The 26,521-nt window shown below is 70.9% G+C and carries 27 protein-coding genes; 18 read left to right on the top strand and 9 right to left on the bottom strand.

Going from position 1 to position 26,521, the window contains the following annotated elements; all coding sequences use genetic code 11:
• Positions 1-104 precede the first annotated feature (104 nt).
• Genes AB0N80_RS05560 through tsaE form a run of 3 tightly spaced genes read left to right on the top strand, consistent with a single transcriptional unit; the run spans position 105 to position 2,154 of the window.
• The gene (locus AB0N80_RS05560; RefSeq protein WP_363578020.1) at positions 105-536 is read left to right on the top strand and encodes a holo-ACP synthase; all 432 of its coding nucleotides are present in this window, start codon (positions 105-107) and stop codon (positions 534-536) included.
• The gene (gene alr, locus AB0N80_RS05565) at positions 533-1,654 is read left to right on the top strand and encodes an alanine racemase (RefSeq protein WP_363578022.1); all 1,122 of its coding nucleotides are present in this window, start codon (positions 533-535) and stop codon (positions 1,652-1,654) included. The genes AB0N80_RS05560 and alr overlap by 4 nt, the downstream gene beginning before the upstream one ends.
• A 50-nt stretch (positions 1,655-1,704) precedes the next feature.
• Positions 1,705-2,154, top strand: a complete 450-nt coding sequence (gene tsaE / locus AB0N80_RS05570) for a tRNA (adenosine(37)-N6)-threonylcarbamoyltransferase complex ATPase subunit type 1 TsaE (RefSeq protein WP_363578186.1) — start codon at positions 1,705-1,707, stop codon at positions 2,152-2,154.
• A 17-nt stretch (positions 2,155-2,171) separates the two neighbouring features.
• On the opposite strand, the gene AB0N80_RS05575 is transcribed toward tsaE, so the two are convergent.
• A complete protein-coding gene (locus AB0N80_RS05575) occupies positions 2,172-3,128 on the bottom strand; it encodes an alpha/beta hydrolase (RefSeq protein WP_363578024.1) in 957 nt (318 codons plus the stop codon).
• A gap of 75 nt (positions 3,129-3,203) precedes the next feature.
• On the opposite strand from AB0N80_RS05575, the gene tsaB reads away from it, so the two are divergent.
• From tsaB to AB0N80_RS05595, 4 genes are read left to right on the top strand one after another with little or no spacing between them, the layout of a single operon-like run.
• On the top strand, positions 3,204-3,833 hold the full coding sequence (gene tsaB / locus AB0N80_RS05580; RefSeq protein WP_363578026.1) for a tRNA (adenosine(37)-N6)-threonylcarbamoyltransferase complex dimerization subunit type 1 TsaB: 630 nt from the start codon (positions 3,204-3,206) through the stop codon (positions 3,831-3,833).
• On the top strand, positions 3,833-4,390 hold the full coding sequence (rimI, locus tag AB0N80_RS05585) for a ribosomal protein S18-alanine N-acetyltransferase (RefSeq protein WP_363578028.1): 558 nt from the start codon (positions 3,833-3,835) through the stop codon (positions 4,388-4,390). The genes tsaB and rimI overlap by 1 nt, the downstream gene beginning before the upstream one ends.
• Positions 4,390-5,487, top strand: coding sequence for a tRNA (adenosine(37)-N6)-threonylcarbamoyltransferase complex transferase subunit TsaD (gene tsaD / locus AB0N80_RS05590; protein ID WP_363578030.1), 1,098 nt, complete (start codon positions 4,390-4,392; stop codon positions 5,485-5,487). Before rimI ends, tsaD begins: the two co-directional genes overlap by 1 nt.
• Positions 5,484-5,933: a hypothetical protein gene (locus AB0N80_RS05595; protein ID WP_315993532.1), complete on the top strand. Its 450-nt coding sequence runs from the start codon at positions 5,484-5,486 to the stop codon at positions 5,931-5,933. Before tsaD ends, AB0N80_RS05595 begins: the two co-directional genes overlap by 4 nt.
• 21 nt (positions 5,934-5,954) lie before the next feature.
• Here AB0N80_RS05595 and AB0N80_RS05600 read toward each other — a convergent pair whose 3' ends face one another.
• A complete protein-coding gene (locus tag AB0N80_RS05600) occupies positions 5,955-7,142 on the bottom strand; it encodes an SAM-dependent methyltransferase (RefSeq protein WP_363578032.1) in 1,188 nt (395 codons plus the stop codon).
• Positions 7,143-7,274: 132 nt separating this feature from the next.
• Here AB0N80_RS05600 and groES point away from each other — a divergent pair, with 132 nt between their 5' ends.
• The 3 genes from groES (at position 7,275) to AB0N80_RS05615 (ending at position 10,298) form a co-directional block, all read left to right on the top strand.
• A complete protein-coding gene (gene groES / locus AB0N80_RS05605) occupies positions 7,275-7,571 on the top strand; it encodes a co-chaperone GroES (RefSeq protein WP_013583903.1) in 297 nt (98 codons plus the stop codon).
• Positions 7,572-7,754: 183 nt separating this feature from the next.
• Positions 7,755-8,696, top strand: coding sequence for an EamA family transporter RarD (gene rarD / locus AB0N80_RS05610; RefSeq protein WP_363578034.1), 942 nt, complete (start codon positions 7,755-7,757; stop codon positions 8,694-8,696).
• 315 nt (positions 8,697-9,011) lie between these two features.
• Positions 9,012-10,298 carry an ABC transporter substrate-binding protein gene (locus AB0N80_RS05615; RefSeq protein WP_363578036.1) on the top strand — a complete coding sequence of 429 codons (1,287 nt, stop codon included), beginning with the start codon at positions 9,012-9,014 and terminating at the stop codon, positions 10,296-10,298.
• A gap of 99 nt (positions 10,299-10,397) precedes the next feature.
• Here the strand turns inward: AB0N80_RS05615 and AB0N80_RS05620 are convergent, their stop codons facing one another.
• The 5 genes from AB0N80_RS05620 to AB0N80_RS05640 all read right to left on the bottom strand — a co-directional run bounded on the left by AB0N80_RS05620 (position 10,398) and on the right by AB0N80_RS05640 (position 15,216).
• Positions 10,398-11,120: a hypothetical protein gene (locus tag AB0N80_RS05620; RefSeq protein WP_363578038.1), complete on the bottom strand. Its 723-nt coding sequence runs from the start codon at positions 11,118-11,120 to the stop codon at positions 10,398-10,400.
• Between the two features lie 107 nt (positions 11,121-11,227).
• Entirely contained in the window at positions 11,228-12,007 is a 780-nt protein-coding gene (locus AB0N80_RS05625; RefSeq protein ID WP_363578040.1) for an ABC transporter ATP-binding protein, read from the bottom strand.
• Entirely contained in the window at positions 12,007-12,939 is a 933-nt protein-coding gene (locus AB0N80_RS05630; protein WP_315993526.1) for an ABC transporter ATP-binding protein, read from the bottom strand. The genes AB0N80_RS05625 and AB0N80_RS05630 overlap by 1 nt, the downstream gene beginning before the upstream one ends.
• Positions 12,932-13,912 carry a branched-chain amino acid ABC transporter permease gene (locus AB0N80_RS05635; protein ID WP_315993525.1) on the bottom strand — a complete coding sequence of 327 codons (981 nt, stop codon included), beginning with the start codon at positions 13,910-13,912 and terminating at the stop codon, positions 12,932-12,934. Before AB0N80_RS05635 ends, AB0N80_RS05630 begins: the two co-directional genes overlap by 8 nt.
• 11 nt (positions 13,913-13,923) lie before the next feature.
• Positions 13,924-15,216, bottom strand: coding sequence for a branched-chain amino acid ABC transporter permease (locus tag AB0N80_RS05640; protein WP_315993524.1), 1,293 nt, complete (start codon positions 15,214-15,216; stop codon positions 13,924-13,926).
• Positions 15,217-15,527: 311 nt separating this feature from the next.
• Between AB0N80_RS05640 and guaB the strand changes: the two genes are divergently transcribed.
• The 7 genes from guaB to AB0N80_RS05675 all read left to right on the top strand — a co-directional run bounded on the left by guaB (position 15,528) and on the right by AB0N80_RS05675 (position 23,869).
• On the top strand, positions 15,528-17,030 hold the full coding sequence (guaB, locus tag AB0N80_RS05645; RefSeq protein WP_363386854.1) for an IMP dehydrogenase: 1,503 nt from the start codon (positions 15,528-15,530) through the stop codon (positions 17,028-17,030).
• Positions 17,031-17,106: 76 nt separating this feature from the next.
• The gene (locus tag AB0N80_RS05650; protein WP_363386851.1) at positions 17,107-17,793 is read left to right on the top strand and encodes a TMEM175 family protein; all 687 of its coding nucleotides are present in this window, start codon (positions 17,107-17,109) and stop codon (positions 17,791-17,793) included.
• Positions 17,794-17,808: 15 nt separating this feature from the next.
• Positions 17,809-18,924 (top strand): GuaB3 family IMP dehydrogenase-related protein, encoded by a 1,116-nt coding sequence (locus AB0N80_RS05655; RefSeq protein ID WP_076673877.1) that lies wholly within the window; start codon positions 17,809-17,811, stop codon positions 18,922-18,924.
• Positions 18,925-18,937: 13 nt separating this feature from the next.
• Positions 18,938-19,822 (top strand): SURF1 family cytochrome oxidase biogenesis protein, encoded by an 885-nt coding sequence (locus AB0N80_RS05660; RefSeq protein WP_363578042.1) that lies wholly within the window; start codon positions 18,938-18,940, stop codon positions 19,820-19,822.
• A 10-nt stretch (positions 19,823-19,832) separates the two neighbouring features.
• Positions 19,833-20,354, top strand: coding sequence for a DUF3817 domain-containing protein (locus tag AB0N80_RS05665; protein ID WP_363386845.1), 522 nt, complete (start codon positions 19,833-19,835; stop codon positions 20,352-20,354).
• Positions 20,351-21,931 (top strand): glutamine-hydrolyzing GMP synthase, encoded by a 1,581-nt coding sequence (guaA, locus tag AB0N80_RS05670; RefSeq protein WP_315993519.1) that lies wholly within the window; start codon positions 20,351-20,353, stop codon positions 21,929-21,931. The genes AB0N80_RS05665 and guaA overlap by 4 nt, the downstream gene beginning before the upstream one ends.
• 570 nt (positions 21,932-22,501) lie before the next feature.
• Positions 22,502-23,869, top strand: a complete 1,368-nt coding sequence (locus AB0N80_RS05675) for a glycosyltransferase (RefSeq protein WP_363578044.1) — start codon at positions 22,502-22,504, stop codon at positions 23,867-23,869.
• A gap of 112 nt (positions 23,870-23,981) precedes the next feature.
• On the opposite strand, the gene AB0N80_RS05680 is transcribed toward AB0N80_RS05675, so the two are convergent.
• Positions 23,982-24,695, bottom strand: coding sequence for an MBL fold metallo-hydrolase (locus AB0N80_RS05680; protein WP_363578046.1), 714 nt, complete (start codon positions 24,693-24,695; stop codon positions 23,982-23,984).
• A gap of 72 nt (positions 24,696-24,767) precedes the next feature.
• Here AB0N80_RS05680 and AB0N80_RS05685 point away from each other — a divergent pair, with 72 nt between their 5' ends.
• The gene (locus AB0N80_RS05685) at positions 24,768-25,325 is read left to right on the top strand and encodes a TetR-like C-terminal domain-containing protein (protein WP_363578048.1); all 558 of its coding nucleotides are present in this window, start codon (positions 24,768-24,770) and stop codon (positions 25,323-25,325) included.
• On the opposite strand, the gene ligD is transcribed toward AB0N80_RS05685, so the two are convergent.
• On the bottom strand, positions 25,292-26,521 hold the full coding sequence (gene ligD / locus AB0N80_RS05690; protein WP_363578050.1) for a non-homologous end-joining DNA ligase: 1,230 nt from the start codon (positions 26,519-26,521) through the stop codon (positions 25,292-25,294). The two genes, AB0N80_RS05685 and ligD, sit on opposite strands and share 34 nt — an antisense overlap.

Consider the following 26,521-nt stretch of genomic DNA (forward strand, 5'->3'; position numbering starts at 1 on the left):
CCGCGGGCCGCATCGGACGCCGATCCCCCTGCGTCCGGCGCCGACAAGGGCGACCGACGTCGGCGGACACCGGCAGAATGGACAGGATGCCGGGAGGAGGCCGCATGATCGTCGGAATCGGCGTCGACCTCGTCGACGTGCCGCGGTTCGAGGAGCACCTCGCGCGGACGCCACGGCTTCTCGCGCGCCTGTTCGCGCCCGCGGAGCGGGTTCTCAAGCCACGGTCGCTCGCCGCGCGGTATGCGGCGAAGGAGGCGCTCATCAAGGCGCTGGGCGGGTCGGACGGCGTGCACTGGACCGATATCGAGATCGCCTCCGAGCCCTCGGGGCGCCCCGTCTTCGCCCTGCGGGGCGAGACGGCGTCCACCGTCGCCGCGCGCGGCATCACGGCGCTGCACCTCTCGATGTCGCACGATGCGGGGCTGGCGACGGCGTACGTGATCGCCGAGGCGGTTCCGGCCACGACTCCCCACGCGGGCGGAGAGCCCTCGCATCCGGCATCCATTCCCGTTCCGGCCCGAGAGGACACCGCATGAAGATGGCACCGGGCGTGCTGCGCGAAGCGCTGGTCGACGTCGACGCGATCACCGAGAACGTGCGGCACCTGCGAGCGCTCACCGGCGCCGAGGTGATCGCGGTGGTCAAGGCCGAGGGCTACGGGCACGGGGCGCACCGGTCGGCGGTGGCCGCGTTGCGCGGTGGGGCCGCGCGGATCGGCGTCTCCGACATCTCCGAGGCCCTGGCGCTTCGTCGGGCCGGCATCCGCGCTCCGCTCTTCGCCTGGCTGCACGCCCCCGGGGCGTCGTTCGACGAGGCCGTCCGTGAGGGGATCGAGCTGGGGATCTCCGACCTCGATCAACTGCTGCGGGCGGCTCAGGCGGCGACGGAGGACCGCCCCGCGGCCGTCCACCTCAAGATCGAGACGGGGCTCTCGCGCAACGGCATCGCCCCGGCGGACTGGCGGGTGGTGTTCTCCGAGGCGGCCCGTCTCGAGCGCATCGGCCGTCTGCGCGTCGTCGGGCTCTTCTCGCACCTGTCGAACACCAGCCTCGACGACGACCGCGCGGCACTGGCCCGATTCGAGGAGGGCGTGGTGCTGGCGGCGTCGACGGGCCTGCAGCCGCCGTTGCGGCACATCGCCGCGACGAACGCCGCGATCGCGCTCCCCGAGGCCCGCCTGGGCTGCGTGCGCATCGGCATCGGGCTCTACGGCGTCTCGCCCTTCGCCGACCGCACCCCGGCCGACCTGGGTCTGCGGCCCGCGATGACCCTGCGGGGCGCGGTCGCGGCCGTGCGTCGCGTTCCCGCGGGGACCGGCGTCTCGTACGGCTACGACTACCGCACGTCGGCCGACACGACGCTGGCACTGGTGCCGCTCGGCTATGCCGACGGCGTTCCGCGTCAGGCGTCGGGCCGCGGGCCGGTGTCGATCGGCGGTCGCCGCTTCACCGTCGCCGGTCGCATCGCGATGGACCAGTTCGTCGTCGACGTCGGCGAGCACCCCGTGGCCGTCGGCGACGAGGTCGTGCTCTTCGGTGATCCGACGCTCGGAGCGCCCTCGGCGCGGGACTGGGCGGATGCCGCGGACACGATCGACTACGAGATCGTCACGCGCGTGGGTGCGCGCGTCCCCCGACGGGAGGTGCACGCGTGAGCGTTCCGGAGGCGCTGCTGGGTGAGCGGGTGGTCGAGGCCCCCGCCGACATGGAGGAGCTCGGACGACGGATCGGGCGAGCGCTCGAGCCCGGGGACGTCGTGGTGCTCACGGGGCCCCTCGGCGCCGGCAAGACGACGCTGACCCGCGGCATCGGCGAGGGACTCGGCATCCGGGGGCCGGTGCAGAGCCCCACGTTCGTGATCGCGCGCACGCACCCCTCGCTGGTCGGCGGGACGCCATTGGTGCACGTGGACGCCTATCGACTCGGCGCCGCCGTGGAGCTCGACGACCTCGACATCGACGTCGCCCACAGCGCGGTGATCGTGGAGTGGGGCCGTGGCGTCGCCGAATACCTGGCCGACGCGTGGTGGGAGATCGAGATCTCGCGGCAGACCGGCGGTCGCGGCGTCGACAACGCGTGCGGCGAGATCGCCGTACACACCGTCGAACTCGACGCCGACGCCCCGCGCATCGTGACGATCTCGCATCGTCCCTGACGGCACGGCCGCTCTCGTCAGGTCGCCGGCGTCGCGCGCCCGCGTCGGGGCTCGGCGCCACGGCGGCGCGGTCGCGGAGACTGCGGCGTCCGTGCGGCCGCCCAGACCTCGCGCAGGGCGCGCAGCGTCTCGGCGGGCTGCTCGACGTGGGCGAAATGCCCGCTGTCGGCGAGGACGCGGTCGTCGACGTCGCGCATCAGGCGAGCCCAGGCCCGGGAGTCCTCCGCAGCGACGAAGACGTCGTGCGCGCCGCGCACAGAGCGCATCGGGCAGGCGATGCGGCGCCAGACGCCGTCATCGTGCGTGCGCGACATGCGCGCGGCGGTGAGGAAGGCCGACGGGCGGATCTCGTCGGCCAGTGCCGCGCTCACGGCCGGGTCGACGCGCTCCGGATGCCGGAACAGCGGCCGCGCGAGCGTGCGCAGCGCCCCCGTTCGACGCAGGACGCGTAGCAGGGGGCGGGCGAGACGACCGAGTGCGCGCAGGATGCGCATGGCCAGCACCATGCCCGCGAGCCAGGGCAGGCGGACCCCGCCGATCAGCGGGCGCTGCATCACCGCGCGGGCGCCCGCGCCGCTCGGGGAGACGACGCCCACGGCGACCGTCTCGGCGGGGAAGCGCGCGGCGACGTCGAGGGCGATCACTCCGCCCAGCGAGTGGCCCACGATGCGCCAGCGGGGATAGCCGAGCGCGCGCGCCACCGCCGCGACGGCGACGGCGAGGTCGGCGGGCGCGGGAACCGGGCCGGGGGACTCGCCCCAACCGGGCAGGTCGATCGCGACGATGTCCGAGAGCGGGAGCCCGAGATCGTCGGACGCCGCGATCATCGGCGCCCAGGTGGCCCACGACCCCGCCGCGCCGTGCAGCAGCACGGTCGCGACCGGACTGCCCGACGCCCTCCCCGCGCGCACGACGACGGGGCCGACCCCCGTGGGGACGACCATGCGGCGCAGCCCGAGTGCCGTGGCATCCATGCCCTTTCTTCGGAGCGGAGGGGCCGGCGGATGCCGTGACGCTCGGGGGAGGAGGGCGGCGGATACCCTGGAACGGTGATCTTGGGCATCGACACCTCGCTCGGCACCGCCGTCGCGGCGATCGCGCGCGACGGGGAGGTGCTCGCCGACGAACAGAGCGCCAATCCCCTCGGGCACGCCGAGGTCATCGGCGACCTGTTGCGCCGCGCATCGTCCGCCGTCGCCCCCACCCACGTGGCGGTCGGCATGGGCCCGGGTCCGTTCACCGGTCTGCGGGTCGGTATCGCCACGGCGCGCGTCTACGCGCTGGGCCGCGGCGTCCCGGTGGTGCCGGTGCCCAGCCACGACGGTGTCGCCCTCGGCGTCCAGCTCGCGGACGCCCTGACCGGCACCGAGACCGGGCGCTTCGCCGTGGTGACCGATGCGCGGCGACGCGAATTCGCCTTCAGCGTCTACGACGGCCTCGACGACGACGGTCTACCGGTGCGCCTCTCCGACGCCGCCCTCAGCCCGCGTGACGACCTCGACGCGCGCCTCGACGAGATCGGTGCCCGGCGATACGACGCCACGAGCGTGTCGGCGGCGATGATCGCCCTCGTCGCGGCGCGGGCGCTCGACGCCGACCGCACCCTCACCGGCGCAGAGCCGCTCTACCTGCGCAGCCCCGATGTCGTCGCCGCCCACGCGCCGAAAAGGGTCAGCTGATGTCGACCCGCGCGGCCACCGCCGCCGATCTCGACGCGATCATGGACCTGGAGCGCACGTCGTTCCCCACCGACGCCTGGAGCGCGGCCATGATGCGCGAGGAGCTCGCCTCCCCGCACGGCTTCTACGTCGTCGTCGAAGAAGCCGGGCGTCTCGTCGGGTACGCGGGCCTGCGCGCGGTGCGGGGGGCTCGGGATGCCGACGTCCAGACCATCACGATCTCGGCGGCCGCTCGCGGACGCGGGCGCGGGCGGGCCCTGCTGACCACGCTGCTCGATGAGGCCGTCGCACGCGGTGTGCACGACGTGTTCCTCGAGGTGCGCGCCGACAATCCGGTGGCGCAGGCGCTCTACGCGTCGGAGGGGTTCGCCGAGGTCGGGCGACGCCCCCGCTACTACCAGCCCGACGACGTGGACGCGATCGTGATGCAGCTCGACCTGCGGGGGTGGGCCGCCCGGCGCGCCGAGGTCTCGGGCGGCGCGGCGCCCGGTGTCGCGGCGTCCGACGCGCCGTCGGCTTCCGCGACCTCGTCGCCCACCGGAAAGGGATGGTGCTGATGGACGCGCCCCTCGTGCTCGGCATCGAGACCAGCTGCGACGAGACCGGCATCGGCATCGTGCGCGGCCGGACGCTGCTGAGCAACACGATCGCCTCGAGCATGGACGAGCACGCCCGCTACGGTGGCGTGGTCCCGGAGGTTGCGGCGCGCGCCCACCTCGAAGCGCTGCAGCCCTCGATCGACGCCGCGCTCGCCGAGGCCGGCGTGACGCTCGCCGACCTCGACGCCGTCGCGGTGACGAGCGGCCCGGGGCTCGCCGGAGCGCTCATGGTCGGGGTGGGGGCGGCCAAGGGCCTCGCCGTCGCGCTCGACAAGCCCCTCTACGCGGTCAACCACCTCGTGGGCCACATCGCCGCCGACATCCTGGATGCCGAGGCGGGGGAGCTCGAGTACCCCACGGTCGCCCTGCTCGTCAGCGGAGGGCACACCTCGCTCCTGCTGGTCCGCGACCTCACGAGCGACGTCGAGCTGCTCGGCGAGACCATGGACGACGCTGCGGGCGAGGCATTCGACAAGGTCGCGCGGCTGCTGAAGCTCCCCTACCCCGGGGGGCCCGAGATCGACCGCGCGGCGGCGAGCGGCGACCCCACGGCGATCCGCTTCCCGCGAGGGCTCTCACGCGCTTCCGACATGGCATCCCACCGCTACGACTTCTCGTTCTCGGGGCTCAAGACCGCGGTCGCCCGCTGGGTCGAGCAGCACGAGGCGACCGGTGAACCGGTACCGGTCGCCGATGTCGCGGCATCCTTCCGCGAGGCCGTCGTCGACGTTCTCGTCACCAAGGCCCTCGACGCGTGCGCGCGGTACGGCGTGCCCCGGCTGCTGCTGGGCGGAGGCGTGATCGCGAACAAGCGCCTGCGCGACGTCGCCCTCAAGCGCGCGGCGGCGGCGGGGGTCGCTGTGCGCATTCCGCCGCTGCGGTTGTGCACCGACAACGGCGCGATGATCGCCGCTCTCGCCGCGGAGCTCATCGCCTCGGGTCGGCGCCCGTCGACCCTCGCCTTCGGAGCCGACTCCACCCTTCCCGTCACCGAGATCCAGGTCGCCGAAGACCCGGATGCCCCCGCTCCGGATGCCGAGACCCGGTCGCCGTGACGGATCAGACCCCGCCCACGCGCCGTGCGCGCAAGGAGACCCCCGAGTCGGCCGCGGCGCCCATCGACCCGCGTCGGCCGTGGATGGTGCCCGCGGGCGAGCGCCCGGAGATCGCGGATGACGACCCCGAACGCCTCCCCACCGCGCAGCTGGAGATGGCGGCCTTCGGCGACCACCTGATCCCGTACGTCCCGCCCGCGCCGAAACCCCCGCCCTCGCTGGCGCCGTGGGCGCTCGCCGTGGCGATCCTCGCGCTGGTCGCCGCGCTCATCACCGGGTGGCTGCTTCCCCTGGGTGTGATCGGGGCGATCCTCGCCATCCTGTCGCTAAGACGCGCGCACGACAGCCGGCGCGTGGCCGTGTGGGCGTTGTCCCTGTCGTTGCTGGCCGTCGTGTTCAGCGCAGGGTGGTTGATCTGGGGGTTCTCGCAGCTCGCCGTGCGCTGAGGCGCGGGAGCCCGGCGGGCGTCAGACGCGGTCGGCCAGCAGAGCCAGGCGCGTCGACCCCACGCGGGTGAGCAGCAGGGTCGCCGCTTCGTCTCCGCGGAGCGAGAGCTTCCGGCGGAGCGCCGCCGGGTCGACGTCGACGCCGCGCTTCTTGATCTCGAGCGTGCCGATCCCGCGCGCCCGCAGCGCCTGTGCGAGCTTCTTCGGGTCGGCGGGCAGTTGCTCGCGCACCCGGAACGACTGCACGAACGGACTCGTCAGCGGTGCGTCGGAGGTGAGGTAGGCGATCTGCGGCGAGAGCATCCCCGCCTCGAGTGCTCGCGCGACCTCGCCGATGAGCCGGGCGCGGATGACCGCGCCGTCGGGCTCGTGCACGAAGGCGCCCAGGTCCCTCGGCTCGGCGTCGGGGCTGTCCGCCGGAGCCGTGAGCTCCCACGCGTCGGTGCCGCGCACCACGAGCGCGGCCCGTCGCACGTTCTCGCGCGCGAGCGCCCCCGCCCAGAGGACGAGCTCGATGGTCGAGCCGTCGGCGCTGATCCATTGGGCCTCGACGTCGTGGGGGATCCGCGCGCGATCGAAGCCGGGGCCGAGCTTGACCCCGCCCGGGGTGCTCCGCAGCAGCTCGAACACCCAGTCCAGCGACGGCGACCATTCGCCGGAGGCGACCTGCCGCGTCTCGGAGTGGCCCGCCGTGCGGCGTGCAGGGTCGAGCCACACGGCATCCGTCCCCGTCAGGTCGACCTCTTCGGCGCGCGCGTGCGCCACCGTGGCGGCGTCGCCGAACGGGGCGAGGTTGTACGCCGCGATGGCGGCGGTCACCTCGTCGGCGTCGACCGCGTGCACCCGGATGCCGAGTCCCGCCAGCCCGAGCGCGTCACCGCCGATACCGCAGCCGAGGTCGGCGACGCTCGACACGCCCGCGGCGCGGAAGCGGCCCGCGTGACGCGCGGCGATCGGAAGGCGCGTGGCCTGTTCGAGCCCCGCGCGGGTGAAGAGCATGCGGTCGGCGAACGCGCCGAACTTCGCGGTCGCTCGGACGCGGAGCCGGGCCTGGCCGACGACCGCCGACACGAGGTCGGGGGAGTGCCCGGCCGCCCGCAGCCGCGACACCGCGCGGGCGGCCTCGTCGGTCGAGCCGATGGGACCGAGCTCGTCGAGCAGGCGCAGGCCGTCGGGCGTGAGCAGGGCGGTCAGCTCGCTGGTATCCACCGATTCAGCCTAGGCGGGGGAGTGTGCTGGCACTCGCGTTGCGTGAGTGCCAGCGCTTCTCTACACTCGGATTAGCACTCTCCCCGCGTGAGTGCTGACAAGTCTTCTGTAACGAGAAAGAAGAGGTAGACCGTGTCGGTTTCCATCAAGCCGCTCGAGGACCGCATCGTCATCAAGCAGGTCGAGGCTGAGCAGACCACCGCGAGTGGTCTCGTCATCCCCGACACCGCCAAGGAGAAGCCGCAGGAGGGCGAAGTCGTCGCCGTCGGCCCCGGCCGTATCGACGACAACGGCAACCGTGTCCCCCTCGACGTCGCCGTCGGCGACCGCGTGCTCTACAGCAAGTACGGCGGCACCGAGGTCAAGTTCGGCGCCGAGGAGTACCTCGTGCTCTCGGCTCGCGACGTCCTGGCGGTCGTCGTCCGCTGATCGCGTGACTCGATCGAAGGCCCCGGGTGCTCGGCATCCGGGGCCTTCGTCGTCCCCGGGGGAGGGCGGGGGCGCGCGTCGTCCCCGGGGGTCGATGGACGATGCGGAGCGCTCGCCACGCGATGGCAGGAATGCGCGGGTGCGCGACCGTCGCCGCCTCGGGGGCGCGCGTAGGCTGTATCGGTGACCCCCGCTCCCTCCGCTCCGACCGGCGGGAGCACCCGCGGCGCCCTGTACGCATTGGGCGCCTACCTGCTGTGGGGCGTGCTGCCCATCTACTTCCTGCAGCTGAAGCCGACCGGCCCGTTCGAGGTGGTGGCCTGGCGCATCCTCCTCGCGTTCGTCTTCTGCCTGCTGCTTCTCACCGTGCTGCGCGCGTGGCGCCCGTTCCTCGCGATCGTGCGGCAACCGCGGCTGATGCTGTTGACCGCGGTCGCCGGTGTGCTCATCTACGTCAACTGGCAGACGTACCTCTTCGGTGCCCTCACGGGGCACGTCATCGAGACGAGTCTCGGCTACTTCATCAACCCCATCGTGACCGTGCTGCTGGGTGTCGTCGTGCTGCGCGAGCGTCTGCGGCTCCTGCCGTGGATCGCGGTGGGTATCGCCGTGGCCGCGGTCCTGGTGATCGTCGTGGGATACGGCGCCTTCCCGTGGATCGCGCTGACCCTCGCCTTCTCGTTCGGCTTCTACGGACTGGTGAAGAAGCAGATCGGTCCCGCGGTGGATGCCGTGAGCGGGCTGACCCTCGAATCGATGTGGTTGCTGCCGGTCGCCGTCATCCAGCTGATCTTCGTGGCGAACCTGACGGGCATCACGCTGGGCACGGCCGGGGTGCTGCACACCGTTCTCCTTTTGCTCGCCGGCGCGGTCACGGCCGTACCGCTGCTGCTGTTCGCATCCGGTGCCCGGCGCGTCCCCCTCACGGTGATCGGCCTGCTGCAGTTCGTCGCGCCGATCATCCAGTTCATCATCGGCGTATGGGTGCTCCACGAGCCCATGACGCTCGAACGGTGGGTGGGGTTCGCGCTCGTGTGGGTCGCGCTGGTCATGTTGAGCGTCGACTCGATCGTGGCCGCGCGGCGCCACCGGCGCGTGGTGGACGACGTCGCCGAACCGGTCTGATCCCCTCGTCCGACCCGCCGTCGCGTCCTCCGTTCGGTCGACAGACAATGTCGGCGGCGGGTGGGACGATGAGGGCGCGGAAGATGTCGTTCCGCGTTCGTCCTGCCCGATCCGGCCGTTTCTTCGTTCCGGGTCCGGCGACCCGTGCTCCTTCGGGGTCGCCGTCAAGACGCGGGCTGAACCGTTATGCGGCCGTGACCGCTTCGACGCACATCGTTAACGAACGGCAACACGCGGAAAATGCGCTGCCGATTAGGTTTAGGACACCAGGTGGCCCATAGGGTCGCCCAACGTTCATTCACAGCAAGGAGCACTATGAACGTCATTTCGCGCACGCGCGGCGCCAAAATCCTCGGCGGCATCGCCCTGGTCGGCGCCAGCGCGCTCGTCCTCGCCGGATGCTCCGGTGGCGGCAACGATGCCGCTGCACCGAGTGCATCGTCGGGCGGCGGCGGCGCCGTGTCCGAGGCCGACGGCACGTTCAGCGTCGGCACGATCCTGCCCGCCACGGGTAACCTCGCCTTCCTCGGCCCGCCCGAGGTCGCCGGTGTGAAGCTGGCCATCAAAGACATCGAGGCCACGGGAGACGCATTCCCGTTCAAGACCACGCTGACCGAGCGCGACTCGGGCGACACCACGACCGACATCGCGACCCAGTCGGCGTCCGAGCTCGTCAGCGCCGGAGCCGACGTCGTCATCGGTGCCGCGTCGTCGGGTGTCTCGTTCACCTTCATCGACCAGCTGGTCAACGCGGGCATCGTCCAGATCTCGCCGGCCAACACCTCGCCCGACTTCACCACCTACGCCGACGACGGGTACTACTGGCGTACCGCGCCCTCCGACGTGCTGCAGGGCCGCGTGCTCGGCAACCTGATGGTCGGCGACGGTGCCGCCAACGTGGGCATCATCTACATCAACGACCCCTACGGCACCGGCCTGAAGGACAACGCGACCACGGCCATCGAGGCCGCCGGTGGCGAGGTCTCGGTCGCGGTCCCCTACAACCCGGGTGACACGGTCTTCACCTCGCAGGTCGACCAGCTGCTCGCCTCCCAGCCCGACGCGATCGCGGTCATCGCGTTCGAGGAGACCTCCTCGATCATCCCGCAGCTGGTCAGCACGCAGGGCTACGCGGCGTCGAAGGTGTACTTCGTCGACGGCAACCTGTCGAACTCGTACGAGTTCCCGGCCGGCACGCTCCAGGGCGCGAAGGGCACGCTGCCCGGCAACCCCGCCGACACCGACTTCCAGTCGCGTCTGAAGGAGATCGACCCCGCGCTCACCGACTACAGCTACGCGCCGGAGTCGTACGACGCGGTCATCGTCGCGGCTCTCGCCGCGGCGCAGGCCAAGGACGACTCGGGCACGGCCATCCGCGACAACATGCAGTCGGTCTCCGAGGGCGGCGAGAAGTGCACGACGTTCGCCGACTGCCTCGCGCTGATCAACGACGGCAAGGACATCGACTACGACGGTGTCTCCGGTCCGATCACGTTCGACGAGAACGGTGACCCGACCGAGGCGTACATCGGCATCTACCAGTACGGTGCCGACAACAAGTACACCCTGCTGAACACGGAGTTCGGCTCGCTCAACGAGTGACCTGACTTCACGCGAGGGGCTCGGATCTGCGGATCCGGGCCCCTTTCGCATGCTCCGGAACTCGCTCGCACCCCTCCTCTCCGGGCAGAGGAACCCGGCTCACGGCGCGGGGGTCAGGCCGCACACCTGGGCGGTGAGCACGAGCAACGCGTCGGCGACGTCCTTCGAGCGCTCCAGGGGCACCACGATTTCCCGCCCGTCGACGCGGGCGACGAGGTCGAAGAGGGTGCCCACCTTGTCCTCGGCGATGGCGTGCGCGTCGCAGCGCTGCGGCACCACGGCGACCTCGACGACCGACGGCGCGTCACGCGCGGACACGCTCACCCCGAGCGGTGCCGCAGCGCCCGCGGCGAAGCGCAGCAGCACCGTTCCGCGCAGAGCGACGAGCTCGGCCGTCCCCTCGCCGCTCTGCGACGGCTCCACCGCCAGACGCAGGGTGATCGAGCCGTCAGGGCCCACGGCGGCTCCGGTGGCCGTCACCCGCACCACGGATGCCAGCTCCGCACGATCGCACGCGGTGGCGCTCGCCCGGTGCAGGAAGTCCAGGTCGTCGGACAGGGTCACGGTCGTCGTCGCGCCATCGGCCGTGACCGTGGCCTCGGGAACACCCGAGGCGTCGGTGCAGCGGATGGCGGGGAGGAAGACGGGGAGGTCGACCGTCCGCCCCGCCGCGAGGGTGGTCGGCCGTGTGGCATCCCATTCCGCGGGCCCGTCCAGGACGGGGGAGGAGAAAGATGCCTCTGTGAGCGTGGTGGCCACGGGGGAGGTGTTCGTCACGCGCAGCTGCACGCGGTCGACGGCGATGTCGCCGCGCCGCTGCACGAGGGCGACCTCGAGCGATGGCGCGGGCGGTGGGGAAGGCGCCGAACACGCCGCGAGTGCGGCGCCCACCAGGGTGAGCGCCGCACTCGCGGCGTATCGGCGGCGGATCAGGCCTCGGGGCCCTTCCCGTCGCGCTTGGCGTCCTCGTCGGCGGCGAGAGTGCCCAGGTACAGCTCGATGACGCGGGGGTCGGTGAGCAGCTCGCGACCCGTGCCCGTGTACGCGTCCTTGCCCTGGTCGAGCACGTAGGCGCGGTGGCAGATCTGCAGGCAGCGGCGCGCGTTCTGCTCGACCATGATGATCGTCACGCCGGCGCGGTTGATCTCCGCCACGCGAAGGAAGGTCTCGTCCTGTCGCACGGGCGAGAGACCCGCGGAGGGCTCGTCGAGCAGGAGGACGGAAGGATCCATCATCAGGGCGCGTCCCATGGCCACCATCTGACGCTCACCGCCCGACAACGAGCCCGCGCGCTGGCGACGCCGCTTGCCGAGCTCGGGGAACAGGCCCGTGACGAACTCGAAGCGCTCGGCGAACACCTTGGGGCGCTGGAAGAGCCCCATCTGCAGGTTCTCCTCGATCGACAGGCTCGGGAATACGTTGTTGTTCTGCGGAACCATGCCGACGCCCTTGCCGACGAGCTTGTCGGCCTTCAACGAGGTGATGTCCTCGCCGTTGAGCAGGACGGCGCCGCCGCGGATCTTCACCTGGCCGAAGATGGCCTTCAGCAGGGTCGACTTGCCGGCGCCGTTGGGGCCGATGATGCCGATGAGGTCGCCCTGGTAGGCGTCGACGGTGCACCCGTTGAGGATGTTGACGCCCGGGAGGTAGCCGGCGACGAGATCGTCGGTGCGCAGGACCGGGGTGCGGGTGGCGGTGGTGTCGGTCATCAGAGCTTTCCGTCCTTCTCGTCGGCGGTGAGCTCCGCCTCCGCTTCCGCGGCGGCCTCGGCCTGGATGGTCTCGAGCTGCGACGTGGTCATGTCGCCCAGGTCGGTGTCGTGGTGGGCGCCGAGGTAGGCGTCGATGACGGCCTGGTCGCTCATGACCGTCTCGGGCGGCCCCTCGGCCACCACGCGGCCCTCGGCCATGACGACGACCCAGTCGGAGATGTGACGGACCATGTGCATGTCGTGCTCGACGAACAGCACGCTCATCCCCTCCTTCTTCAGGTCGAGGATGTGGCCCAGGAGGCTCTGCGTGAGCGCAGGGTTGACACCGGCCATCGGCTCGTCGAGCATGACGAGCTTCGGGTCGCTCATCAGAGCGCGCGCCATCTCGAGGAGCTTGCGCTGGCCGCCCGAGAGCGACGCGGCGAAGTCCTCGCGCTTGGCATCCAGCTTGAAGCGGCGCAGCAGGTCGTCGGCGCGCTCGGTGTTGGCGGCCTCCTGCGAGCGCCAGGTGCCCGGGATGAGGGCGCGGAACAGATTCTCGCCCTTCTGCCCGCGGGCGCCGAGCAGCATGTTCTGCAGCACGGTGAGCCGACCGAGCGACTTCGTCAGCTGGAAGGTGCGCACCATCCCGCGGCGCGACACCTTGAACGCGGGGACGCTGGCGAGGTTCGAGCCCTCGAAGCTCCAGCGACCCGTGTTCGGCTTGTCGAAGCCGGTGAGCAGGTTGAACAGCGTGGTCTTGCCGGCGCCGTTCGGGCCGATGAGGGCCGTGATCTGCCCGCGGGGGATCTCGAGGTGCTCGACGTCGACGGCTTTCAGACCGCCGAACTGGCGGGTGACGCCGTCGGCGACGACGATCGGATCGACCTTCTCGCAGCCGGGTCGGACCTCTCCCTTGACGAGAGGATGGGTGACGGTCGTGTCAGACATTGAACGACAGCTCCTTCTTGTTGCCGAAGATGCCCTGTGGTCGGAAGATCACGAGGAGCATCAGTCCGATGCCGACGAGGATGAAGCGCACCTGGCCCGTCTGCGTGCTGGACATGAAGCCCAGGATGCCGACGTCGCGCAGTCCCACGATGATGCCGTTCGACAGCGAGAGCAGCACCCAGAAGAGCATCGAGCCCACGATCGGGCCGAGGAGTGTGGCGGCTCCACCGAGCAGGAGCGCGGTCCAGATGAAGAACGTCAGAGCCGTTCCGTAGTTACCGGGCTGCACGGCGCGGGGGAGGATGAAGACCACGCCCGCGAGTCCGCCCATGACGCCGCCGAGCACCAGCGCCTGCATCTTGTAGGAGTACACGTTCTTGCCGAGGCTGCGCACGGCGTCCTCGTCTTCCCGGATGCCCTTGACCACGCGACCCCACGGGCTGCGCATGAGCAGGAACACGAGGATCGTCGCGATGATGACGAGGCCCCAGCCGAACAGGCGCACCCACCAGTCGTTCGCGGAGTAGGTCCACGGTCCGATGCCGTACGTACCGGCCGGCAGCGGGTTGATCGCCTGGAACTCGCGGTTGTACCCGTTCAGGCCCTGGGACCCGCCGGTGACGCTGGTCAGACCCACGGTCGAGACGACATAGCGGACGATCTCCGCCGCCGCGATCGTCACGATCGCCAGATAGTCCGCCCGCAGACGCAGGGTCGGGATGCCGAGGAGGAAGGCGAACAGCACCGAGGCGACGATCGCGACGAGGATCGCGAGCCACACCGGGGCTGCGAACGACAGGGTCGCGATGGCGAAGGCGTAGGCGCCGACGGCCATGAAGCCCGCCTGACCGAAGTTGAGCAGCCCCGCGTAGCCGAAGTGGACGCTCAGGCCGATGGCGGCGAGGGCATAGGCCGCGGTGGTCGGGCTGATGAGCTCGCCCGCGGCGTTGTTGAAGATCGAAAGCCAGTCCATGTCGTTCTTCCTCAGCCGATCCGCTCTTTACGACCGAGCACACCTTGCGGCCGGAACAGCAGCACGCCGATGAGCACGATCAGGGCCACCGCGTACCGCAGGTCGGGTGGGATGACGATGGTCGACAACTCCGTGATGATGCCGATGATGAGCGATCCGACGAGGGCGCCGAAGGCGCTGCCGAGACCACCGAGGGTGACCGCCGCGAACAGCAGCAGCAGGATCGCGAAGCCCATGTCCCACGTGACTCCGCGGTACAGGCCGTACAGCACGCCGGACAGACCCGTGAGAGCGCCCGCGAGCACCCAGACGATGCGGATGACACGGTCGACGTTGATGCCGGACGCCGCGGCAAGCGATGCGTTGTCGCTGACGGCGCGCGTCGCCTTGCCGATGCGGGTGCGGGTCAGGAAGTACGCGACGAGTCCCAGCATGACGACGCTGATGCCCATGCTGATGATCGAGGTCAGGGTGACCGTGACCGGGCCGATCGTGACGTTGTCGGTGATGCCGGTGTCGATGTTGCGCGTGCCGCCGTCGAAGAAGTAGAGGTACAGGTAGCGCAGCACGATCGAGAGGCCGATCGTCACGATGAGCACCTGTACGAGTCCGACGCCGCGCTTGCGCAACGGTTTGAACAGCACGGCATCCTGCGTCCATCCCAACGCCGCCGAGAGGGCGACCGTGAGAAGGATCGCGAGGAGGATGTTCCACCCCATCGCCGTGAAGACGTAGAAGATGATCGCGCCGAAGGTCAGCATCTCGCCGTGGGCGAAGTTGTTCACGCCGGTGGTGCCGAAGATGAGCGAGATGCCGATCGCGGCGAGGGCGAGCAGCAGGCCGAAGTTGAGCCCGTAGAAGAAGCGCGAGAAGAGCGTGTCCCAGATGGAGCCCGTCGCAGCCGTGCCCTCACCGGTGGGGAAGAGGACGTTCACCGTGTTGGTCGTCCCGATCGTCACGTCGCGCGTGACGTTGTCGGGGTCGCGCGGGGCGACGCCGTCGGGGAGGGTGTCGACCTGCAGCGTCGCGGTGTAGGCGCCGGGTCCGGGGACCGCGACCGCCCAGCGTCCGTCGGCGCCCGTGGTGCCGATCTCCGAGAAACCGGAGCCTTCGACGCTGATCTCGACGCCTTCGACCGGTTCGTCTCCCGCGCGGATGATGCCGCCGATGGAGTACTGGGTGGCGACGTCGCCCGTTCCCGCCGAGGCGGAGGGGGTGGGGGCGGGCGTGGTCTGGGCGTTCGCGGGTGTCGCGAAGAACAGGCTCAGGACGGCGATCGTGCTCGCGAAGAGCGCGACGATCACGGCCAGTCGGGATAGGGTGCGCGATCGTATCGCGGTGGGGGAGGAATGACCCACGGAGTCTCCAGTTCGGCAGCGCTGACGAAGTCGTCCCGTCAGCTTCGACGGTCGACGCTACGAGCGTAATGTGTCGACGGTGTTTCGCAGACACTGTCGTTAGCGAACCGTGTCATCCGCGGTGCGTGCAGCGGCCAGGCCCACGGGAACAATTCCGGGGCCGCCGACGCTTTAGAATTCCAGGCGGAGCGCTTTCCCGGGCGCACCGGCCGACGACGTCCTTTCATCGAGCAGGCGCCGCGCGCGCAGGAGGATCCATGGAGCAGCACGACCCCTTCGGTTTCATCGGACTGACCTACGACGACGTCCTGCTCCTGCCGGGGCACACCGACGTCATCCCGAGCGAGGCCGACACGTCGTCGCGGCTCACGCGTCGGATTACGGTGGCCACCCCTCTGCTCTCCAGCGCGATGGACACCGTCACCGAGGCGCGCATGGCGATCGCGATCGCCCGCCAGGGCGGTATCGGCATCGTGCACCGCAACCTCTCGATCGAGGACCAGGCCGGCATCGTCGACCAGGTCAAGCGCAGCGAGTCGGGCATGGTCTCCAACCCGATCACCACGAACCCGGATGCCACGGTGGCCGAGGTCGACGCGATGTGCGCGCAGTACCGCATCTCGGGTCTGCCCGTGGTCGACCCCGACGGCGTGCTCGTCGGCATCATCACCAACCGCGACATGCGCTTCGTCTCGGGCTTCGAACGTCAGACCACGAAGGTCAAGGACGTCATGACCCAGGACGGCCTGATCACCGGGCACGTCGGCATCCACGCGAACGACGTCATCGCGACCTTCGCGAAGCACCGCGTCGAGAAGCTCCCCCTGGTCGACGAGAACGGCAAGCTCGCCGGTCTCATCACGATCAAGGACTTCGACAAGAGCGAGAAGTACCCCCTCGCCACCAAGGACGACCACGGGCGCCTCCGGGTGGGTGCGGCGATCGGCTTCTTCGGCGACGCGTGGCAGCGCGCCGAGGCCCTGCGCGACGCGGGCGTCGACGTGCTCGTCGTCGACACGGCCAACGGCCAGTCCGCCGGCGTCATCGACATCGTCCGTCGACTCAAGGCCGACGCGTCGTTCGACCACATCGACGTCATCGGCGGCAACGTCGCGACCCGCGAGGGCGCTCAGGCGCTCATCGACGCGGGAGTGGATGCCGTGAAGGTGGGTGTCGGACCGGGCTCGATCTGCACCACGCGCGTGGTCGCCGGCGTCGGCGTGCCCCAGGTGACGGCCATCTACGAGGCCGCGAAGGCCGCGATCCCGGCGGGCGTGCCCGTCATCGCCGACGGCGGTCTGCAGTACTCGGGCGACATCGCCAAGGCGCTCGTCGCCGGCGCCGACACCGTCATGCTGGGTTCGCTGCTCGCCGGCACCGACGAGTCGCCGGGCGAGATCGTCTTCCAGGGCGGCAAGCAGTTCAAGCAGTACCGCGGCATGGGTTCGCTCGGCGCGCTGCAGACCCGGGGCAAGAAGACGTCGTACTCGAAGGACCGCTACTTCCAGGCCGACGTGCCCAGCGACGACAAGCTGATCCCCGAGGGCATCGAAGGCCAGGTGCCCTACCGCGGACCGGTCTCCGCCGTCGCCTACCAGCTGATCGGCGGACTGCGTCAGTCGATGTTCTACGTCGGAGCGCGCACCGTGGAGGAGCTCAAGGCCAAGGGCAAGTTCGTCCGCATCACGTCGGCGGGGCTGAAGGAATCGCACCCGCACGACGTGCAGATCGTCGTCGAGGCGCCGAACTACAAGAAGTAACGCGCTTCCCACGAAGGGCCGGGTGGGCGACCACCCGGCCCTTCGTCGTGCACGGCGACGCGGATACGCTGAGCGCATGATCCGGAGCAGGAGTCACCCGGAGGCGTCCGTGTCGACGCGCCGCACCGAGGCGTTCACCGACGGGGTCTTCGCGATCGCGGCGACCCTGCTGGTGCTCGGGCTGACGGATCAGTCGCTCGGGACGGTGCGCACCGACGACGACCTCGTCACGGGCCTGCGCGACCTGGGCCATCCGCTCTTCTCGTTCGTCATCAGTTTTCTCATCCTGTGCGTGATGTGGATGACGCATGTGCGCCAGTTCGAGTGGATCGTCCGCATCGACAATGCGGGCATGTGGATCAACAACGTCCGCCTGCTTCTGATCGTGCTGGTGCCGTTCACGTCATCCCTCGACACCACATACAGCGACTTCCTCCTGGGACGTGTTCTCCTGCCCGTGAACTTCTTCCTGGCGATCGTGCTGGGGTGGCTGCAGTGGATGTGGGCGGTGCGATCCGGAGCCGTCACCGACCTGTCGGCCGTCGACGCCCGCCGTCTGGGGCGGGCGAGCGTCAGTGCGGTGGTCATCAGCGGGCTGGCGATGGCGCTCAGTCCCTGGCTCGGGTCCATCGGTTTCGTGCTGTTCGCCCTCGACGGACCGCTCACGCGGCTCCTGCGCGGCGCCGATGAGCCGTCGTCGCCGCCGTGGGTCGCTTCTCGCGACGGTGGAGGATCCGACGGGGATGTCGGGGGGCGCGGGTAGGCTGGTCGGGTGACCATGGAGATCGACCTCGGCCGCGCCAAGCGCGCCCGCCGCGCCTACACCTTCGACGACATCGCCGTCGTGCCGTCGCGGCGCACGCGCAATCCCGAAGACGTCTCGACCGCGTGGACCATCGACGCGTTCCCGTTCGAGATCCCGGTGCTCGGAGCCCCCATGGACTCCGTGGTCAGCCCGCGCACCGCGATCGAGCTGGGGCGCCTCGGCGGCCTGGGCGTGCTCGACCTCGAGGGTCTCTGGACGCGCTACGACGACCCCGAGCCGCTCCTCGCCGAGATCGCGACCCTCCCCGAGGCCGACGCCACGCGGCGCATGCAGCAGCTGTACTCCGAGCCGATCAAGCCCGAGCTCGTGCGCGACCGCCTCGCCGAGGTGCGCGCCGCCGGTGTCACCGTCGCCGGTGCCCTCACCCCGCAGCGCACGCACGACCTCTACGAGACCGTCGTCGCCGCCGGCGTCGACCTCTTCGTCATCCGGGGCACCACGGTGTCGGCCGAGCACGTGTCGAGCGTCGCCGAGCCGCTCAATCTCAAGAAGTTCATCTACGACCTCGATGTGCCCGTCATCGTCGGCGGGGCTGCCACGTACACCGCGGCCCTGCACCTCATGCGCACCGGAGCCGCGGGCGTGCTCGTCGGCTTCGGCGGGGGAGCCGCGTCGACGACCCGTGCCACCCTCGGCCTGCACGCGCCGATGGCGACCGCCGTGGCCGACGTCGCCGGCGCCCGCCGCGACTACCTCGACGAGTCGGGCGGACGCTACGTCCACGTGATCGCCGACGGCGGTGTGGGAACCTCGGGCGACATCGTGAAGGCCCTCGCCATGGGCGCGGATGCGGTCATGCTCGGCGTCGCGCTCGCGCGGGCCACCGATGCCCCCGGCCGGGGCTTCCACTGGGGCCCCGAGGCGCACCACGCCAAGCTGCCGCGGGGACGCCGGGTCGCGGTCGACCGCGTGGGTCCGCTCGAGCAGATCCTCTACGGCCCCGCGCCCGTCGCCGACGGCACCGCCAACCTGATCGGCGCGCTCAAGAAGTCGATGGCCACCACCGGGTACTCCGACCTCAAGGAGTTCCAGCGCGTCGAGGTCGTCGTCGCCCCGTACGGTCACTGACGCCGGAGACCGCATGACGTCCACTCCCGCGACCGCCCCCGCACCGCCTCAGATCTTCCCGCCCACGCTGCGGGAGGTCATGCTGCGGCCTCGGTGGATCGCCCTCCTGGCGTTCTCGCTCGTGGTGGCGGGAGCGCTCGCGTGGCTCGGGCAGTGGCAGCTCGGGAGAGCCGTCGACACGTCGCCGCCCGAGCCCGGGCAGACCGAGGTCGTGCGTCCGCTCGACGACGTCGTGCAGTCGGGCGACTACCTGCCCGAGCCGCTCGTCGGGCAGAGGGTTGAGGTGACCGGCACGTGGGTGGCATCCGAATTCATCGTCGTGGCGTCGCGCTTCAACGACGACGTCGAGGGCTACTGGGTGACGGGCCAGCTCCGCGTCTCGGGGACGACCGAGCCGACCTCGATCGCCGTGGCGACGGGGTGGACGAGCGATCTCGGCCGGGCGAACGCCGCCGCCGCGCAGTTGCAGGCCGACGCCCAGGCCGACCCGGGTGCCGAGGTCGAGGTGACCGGTCGCCTGATCTCCGACGAGGGCCCCTCGGTCCCGCCCGCCGGGGCCGATCCGCAGACGCTGGTGAAGATGTCGCCGGCCATGCTGCTCGGGCGCTGGAGCGATACGGCGGGGTTGAACGTCTACCGGCAGTACATCGCGTCGCAGACGGCCATCGGCCCCCTCGACGCCATCGCGTCGCCGGCGCCCGACGAGCGCTCGCGCGTCAACTGGCTGAACATCTTCTACGCCGCCGAGTGGGCGGTCTTCGCGGGTTTCGCTCTCTACCTCTGGTACCGCCTGGCGCGCGACGCCTGGGAGAAGGAGGTCGAAGACCTCGAGGACGAACAGTTCGAGGGCGAGCAGCCCGACCCCCTCGCGGCAGAACCCGCGGAACCCCGCGACTAGACTGGCATCCATGCCCCGCGCCCCCAAGCTCGCCTCGTTCCCGGCGATCCGCGGAGCCCTGAAGTTCTACCAGATCTGCTCGATCATCACCGGTGTCGGCCTGCTGCTGCTGGTCGCCGAGATGATCCTGAAGTACACGCCCATTCATGTGGAGCTGTTCCTGGGCGGATCCGGCGGCTTCCTGTGGTTCGCGGATGCCGTCCCCGGCCCCGACTGCCAGTGGTTCTCGCTCTTCGTGCCCGGCGGCAGCGGGTGCGAGATCCTGTCGACCGGCGACGGCGTCAACGTCTCGCTGGCCATCCTCGTCGCCCACGGCTGGTTCTACGTCGTCTACCTCTTCTCTTGCTTCCGCGTCTGGAGCCTGATGCGGTGGCCGTTCCGTCGGTTCGTCTTCCTCGCCCTGGGTGGCGTGGTGCCGTTCCTCTCCTTCATCCTGGAGGTGCGCACCGCCCGCGGCGTGCGCGCCTATCTCGCCGAGCGCGAGGCCGCCCCGGCCTCGGCTCCCGTCTCCGCCCCGGAGGGCACCCGGTGACCGAACAGACCGAAACGTCCCAGCGACCCGTCCTCGTCGTCGACTTCGGCGCCCAGTACGCGCAGCTCATCGCCCGCCGCGTCCGCGAGGCCGGCGTCTACAGCGAGATCGTGCCGCACACCGCCTCGGCGGAGGAGATCGCGGCCAAGAACCCGGTCGGCATCATCCTGTCAGGTGGTCCTTCGTCGGTGTACGAAGCCGGGGCCCCGAGCCTCGACACGGACGTGTTCGACCTCGACGTGCCCACGCTCGGCATCTGCTACGGCTTCCAGGTCATGGCGAAGGCGCTCGGCGGCGAGGTGGCCAACACGGGCCTGCGCGAGTACGGCGCGACCGACGCCACCGTGGTCACCGAGGGGACGCTGCTGCAGGGCCAGCCCGCCGAGCAGAACGTCTGGATGAGCCACGGCGACCAGGTCTCGCGTGCTCCCGAGGGCTTCGAGGTCCTCGCCCGCACCGCGCACACGCCCGTCGCCGCCTTCGCGAACGACACCCGCCGCATGTACGGCGTGCAGTGGCATCCCGAGGTCAAGCACTCCGATCACGGACAGAACGTGCTCGAGAACTTCCTCCACAAGGCTGCGGGTCTGCCCGCCGACTGGAACAGCGGCAACGTCATCGCCGAGCAGGTCGAGCGCATCCGCCAGCAGGTCGGCACCGGTCGTGTGATCTCGGCCCTGTCGGGTGGTGTCGATTCCGCTGTGTCGACGGCGCTCGTGCACGAGGCCGTCGGCGACCAGCTGATCGCCGTCTTCGTCGACCACGGACTCCTTCGGAAGGGCGAGCGCGAGCAGGTCGAGAACGACTACGTCGCGTCCACGGGCGTGAAGCTCATCACCGTCGACGCGCGCGAGACGTTCTTGAACGCCCTGGCCGGGGTCAGCGACCCCGAGCAGAAGCGCAAGATCATCGGCCGCGAGTTCATCCGTGCGTTCGAGAAGGTGCAGGCCGACCTCGTCGCCGAGGCCGCGGCCGAGGGTGAGCAGGTGCGATTCCTGGTGCAAGGCACGCTGTACCCCGACGTCGTCGAGTCCGGCGGAGGTGCCGGCACGGCGAACATCAAGAGCCACCACAACGTCGGCGGCCTGCCCGAAGACCTGCAGTTCGAGCTCGTCGAGCCGCTGCGCACCCTCTTCAAGGACGAGGTGCGCGCGATCGGCCGCGAGCTCGGCCTGCCGGAAGCCATCGTCGGCCGCCAGCCCTTTCCGGGGCCCGGTCTTGGCATCCGCATCGTGGGCGAGGTCACCGCTGACCGTCTCGAGATCTTGCGTGAGGCCGACGCCATCGCGCGCGCCGAGCTGACCAAGGCGGGCCTCGACGACGAGATCTGGCAGTGCCCCGTCGTGCTGCTCGCCGACGTGCGCTCGGTGGGCGTGCAGGGCGACGGCCGTACCTACGGCCACCCCATCGTGCTGCGGCCGGTGTCGTCGGAGGACGCCATGACGGCCGACTGGACGCGCCTGCCCTACGACGTGCTGTCGAAGATCTCGAACCGCATCACCAACGAGGTGCGCGACGTGAATCGCGTGGTGCTCGACGTGACGTCGAAGCCGCCGGGGACGATCGAGTGGGAGTGAGCTTCGGCTGACCCCGGCCCCGCAACGGCGCCGTCGTCCGGTTCCGGGGTGTCATCTTCGAGTCGAGAGCGGGGCCCCTTCCCCGATCGACTCGAAGACGACACCCCTCCACCGGAGGGCGGCGTCGTTGCTCTGTGTCAGCCGGTCGAGGTATGAGCGCGCCTGCGGCGCGCAGGTCGAGAGCGGGGCTCCTACCCCGATCGACCCGAAGACGGTGCCCCTGCGCCGTCCGGCGACGGCGGCGCTCTGTCGGTCCGCTGAGGGTATGGGGTCGAGAGCGGGGTCCCTTCCCCGGTCGACTCGATGACGACACCCCTCCACCGGACGGCGGCGTCGTTGCTCTGTGTCAGCCGGTCGAGGTCCCCTTGGCGGCGAATCCCCCTCAGACCGTGTCACGAGGTGGCCCCGGGGCCCCTTTCGTCGCCCCGGGGCCGCGCACGGCACCCGCGCGACGTCTGCAGCTGCACGCGCGGCGCCCCGGGGCCACCTTCCGCGACCCGACGAGCACGCCGAGATCACCGAGTCTCGGGCACGCCGTGGGGTGAGCTGCGGGTGGGGGAGGATGGGGACGTGAGCGACGCTGAGTTCCCCGACGCCTGGTACCTCATCCTGTCGAGCAGGCTCATCCCCGACCTCGACGGGGGGTACACGATTTCGACCCTCGCGCGGGCGCGGCAGATGGCGGATGCCGGAGCGGCGCCTCTGCTGCTGACCGTCGACCCGGGAACCGCCGACGCCCACACCGCGCACCGGCAGACCTTCGTCGAGCGAGGGGCCGTGTCGGCATCCGGGCTCTTCCGCAATCTCTTCGACGAGGCCGTCGCCCCTGACGGCGGAGCCGCGGAGTGGGTGCGCGACGCTGCCCACGCGGGTGAGCCGGATCCCTCCCTCGAATACCGGGACGTCGCCGGAGGGGCGGTCGAGCTGCCCACCGTCGTCGACCCCGACTGGCACCTGACGACGGCGCCGATCGTCATCCGGGATGCCACCGGCGGTTCCATCGGGGTGATCGACGGGTTCGGGGCGCTCTACCGCGCGTGGCTCACGCACCTCGGCACGCAGCTGCGGGCGCAGAACGAGCGACCTCTCGTCGTCATCTGCGAGTCGCGGCAGCTCGGCGAGCTGGTCGTCGGGTGGGGCGACGAGGACGTCCGGATCGTGCACACCGTCCACACGATCCACCTCGAGGCGCCCTACGGTGCCGACTCCGCGCTCAACCCGCTCTGGACGCGCTGGTTCGAGATCGCCCCGCGCTTCGACGCGGTGCTCTGGCCGACGGCGCACCAGCGCGACGACGTGCGCGAACGCTTCGGAACCGCGGCGAACGACCTCGTCGCGCCGCACGCCGTCCGCGCGCCCGGGACGGTCGTCCCCGCGGCGGGTCGCGACGCCGACCTGGTCGTCGTGCTCGGGCGCCTGGCTCCCGGCAAGCGCCTCTCCGCAGCCGTCCGCGCGTTCGCCCGGGTCGTCGCCGAGGTCCCGACGGCACGCTTGGAGCTCTGGGGGGCCGGTGCCCAGCGGGACGAGCTGGAATCCCTGATCGCCGAGCTCGGGCTGGCCGGCGCCGTGTCGCTCCCGGGGCTCACGAACGACCCCGGCGCCGTCCTCGATCACGCGGCGGTGTACCTGACGACCTCGGCGTTCGAGGGTCAGGGGCTCGCCCTCGCCGAAGCCCTCGCGCACGGGACCCCCGCGGTGGCCTACGACATCCGCTACGGCCCGCGCGACATGCTGGCCCGAGGCGGCGGCATCCTGGTTCCGGACGGGGATGAGGATGCGCTCGTCTCGGCTCTCGTCCGGGTGCTGACGGATGCCGAGGCGCGCGAGAGCCTGTCGGCGGAGGCCGTGGAGGCGGCGTCGGTCCTCAGCCCCGCGCGGGCGATGCGGACGCTCGCCGCAGCCTGCGGCGACGCGCTCTCGCGCCCGCGGCGCCGCTGAGCCCGGCGCTGGTCGTCACGCGTCGTCGCGTCGGTGGTCGGTGAGGTCCCGGGCTCAGGCGCGCTCTGTCTGGCGGATCGCCTTCATGGTGGCGGTCCGTCGGCTGCTGCGATCAGGCGCGCGCGGCCTCGCGGACGGCGCTCACGGCGGCGGCCGGTGAGCCCCGGAACGCCGGTCCGTGACCGGGGAGGACCCAGTCGGCATCCAGGTCGGCGATGTGCGCCAGCGAGGCCAGTGCCTCGGCCGGGTCGTCGGTGAAGGGCGCGGGGCCAGGACCTGTGCGGCCGGTGAGCACGTGGCGGGTGGTCAGAGCATCGCCGACGAAGACGGCGCGGACCTCGGGGGAGAAGACGGCGATGCTGCCCGGCGAGTGCCCGGGCATCGAGATGACCCGGGGCGCGCCGGGGAGGTCGAGCGTCGTGTCGCCGTCGATGACCTCGACGTCGGTCAGCCACTGCGGCCGCATCCCCTTGCGGAGGCCGAACGCGGCGAAGCTCACCAGCGGGCCGATCCGCATCGGACCGACGGGGGTCTTCGGCTTGTCGCCGCCCCGCGCGCGGTCGGCGTCGGCGGCGTGGACGAACACCGGAACGCCGTGGTCGCGGCGGAGGCGCTCGGCGAAGCCGACGTGGTCGCTGTCGCCGTGCGTGAGGATCACGCCGCGGATGTCGTCGAGCGGGCGGCCGATGGCATCCACCTCGCGCGTCAGATCGGCGTACATGCCGGGCAGGCCGGCGTCGACGAGGGTGATCCCGTCGGACGTGGAGATGAGGTACGAGGCGACGATGTCGTTGCCGAGGCGGTGGAGGGAGGGGGCGAGTCGCATGGGATGACCTTTCGCGGGATGGCTACGAGCAATAGCCATGATAGCTTATCTGTGTAGCCATGAGGAGGCCCGATGCCGACACCAGAACGCACGTCGCTCGCCGAGATCGTCACGCAGGCCGCCCGCCTGCTCGAGAGCGGCGGTCCGGCCGCTGTCACGATGCAGGCGGTGGCGGCGGCCGTCGGGGTCAAGGCTCCCTCGCTGTACAAACGCGTCCGCGACAGGGAGGCGCTCCTCGGAATGGTCGGCATCTCGACGGCGGACGAGCTGACACGTCGACTGTCGGATGCCGGGGGAGACCTCGGCGAACTGCTGACCGTCTTCCGCCGCTTCGGACAGGAGCGGCCCGAGGCGTTCCGTCTGCTGTTCGCGTCATCGATCGATCCGGAGCGGCTCGCGGCGACCAGTGAACCCGTGCTCCGCGCGACGGCGGCCATCGTCGGGTCCGAGCGTGCCCTCGATGCGGCGCGGTTGCTGACCTCGTGGGCGCTCGGATTCATCACGACGGAGCTGACCGGCGCCTTCCGTCTCGGGGGCGACCTCGACGAAGCGTTCGCCTACGGAATGCGTCACATCGTGGGTTCGTTGACAGCGGATCAGGAGGCGGTGCGGCCGGCCCAGGGGTCGTAGTCGGCGATCAGCTCCTCCTGCGCCGGGCGCTCGGCATCCGGGATGTGCTGGAGGTTCACGCGGACGCGGTACCAGAGCGAGCTCGAGCCGCGCATGCCGTCGACCATGACATCCGCCGGATGAAGGGCGGCGCTCGCCCCCGGATGCCGCGTCTTCCACGCCTCGAGGGCGTCGAGCGCCTCGGGCTTGGTCTTGGTGCGGGCGACCTCGATGAGCGGCATGGTCGAGGCGCGACGGCCGGAGCCGTCGGAGCCGCGCGGGGGCTTCTCGGCCGGGCCGAGCTCCGTCGCGAGGGCGAGGAGCGCGTCGAGGGATCCGGCGCTGTCGTCGATCCCCGCGTGCGGGTCGCCGATCGCGCGGAATCGTTCGGGCACGGTGAGGACGGTGAACTCCTCGGGCCGACGGCCCCGCACCTCGTCCCACGTGAGCGGGGTCGAGACGCGGGCGTCGGGGAGCGCGCGGATGGAGTACGCCGAGGCGACCGTGCGGTCCTTGGCGTTCTGGTTGAAGTCCACGAAGACGCTCTCGCCGCGCTCCTCCTTCCACCACCGGGCCGTGGCCAGTCTTGGCGCACGGTTCTCGACCTCACGTGCGAGGGTCTCCGCGGCCAGGCGGACGTCGGCGTACTCCCACTCGGGGCGGATGCGCACGAGGATGTGCAGGCCACGGGATCCCGAGGTCTTCGGCCAGCCGGTCAAGCCGTGGTCGGCCAGCACGTCCCGCGCGATGAACGCGACGTCGACGATCTGCGACCAGTCCACGCCTGGCATCGGGTCGAGGTCGACGCGGAGTTCGTCGGGGTGGTCGAGGTCTTCTGCGCGCACGGGGTGCGGGTTGAGGTCGAGGCAGCCGAGGTTCACGACCCACGCCAGGCCCGCGGCATCCCGGATCACCGTCTCTTCGGCGGAGGTGCCGGAGGCGTAGCGCAGGGTCGCGGTGTCGATGAAGGCGGGGTGGTTCTCGGGTACGCGCTTTTGGAAGAACGGCTCCTGGTCGAGACCCTTCGAGAAGCGCTTGAGCACCATGGGCCGCCCGCCCGCTCCGCGCAGGGCGCCGTCGGCGACGGAGAGGTAGTACCGCACGAGGTCGAGCTTGGTCAGGCCCGGCTCCGGGAAGACGACACGGTCGGGACTGGTCACGCGCACCTCCTGGCCGTCGATGTCGAGGATCTCGGGAGGAGTCTTGGCGGGGCTCAT

The sequence above is a fragment of the Microbacterium sp. NPDC089188 genome (genome assembly GCF_040685155.1).
In the GTDB taxonomy this organism is placed as follows: Bacteria; Actinomycetota; Actinomycetes; order Actinomycetales; family Microbacteriaceae; genus Microbacterium; species Microbacterium galbum.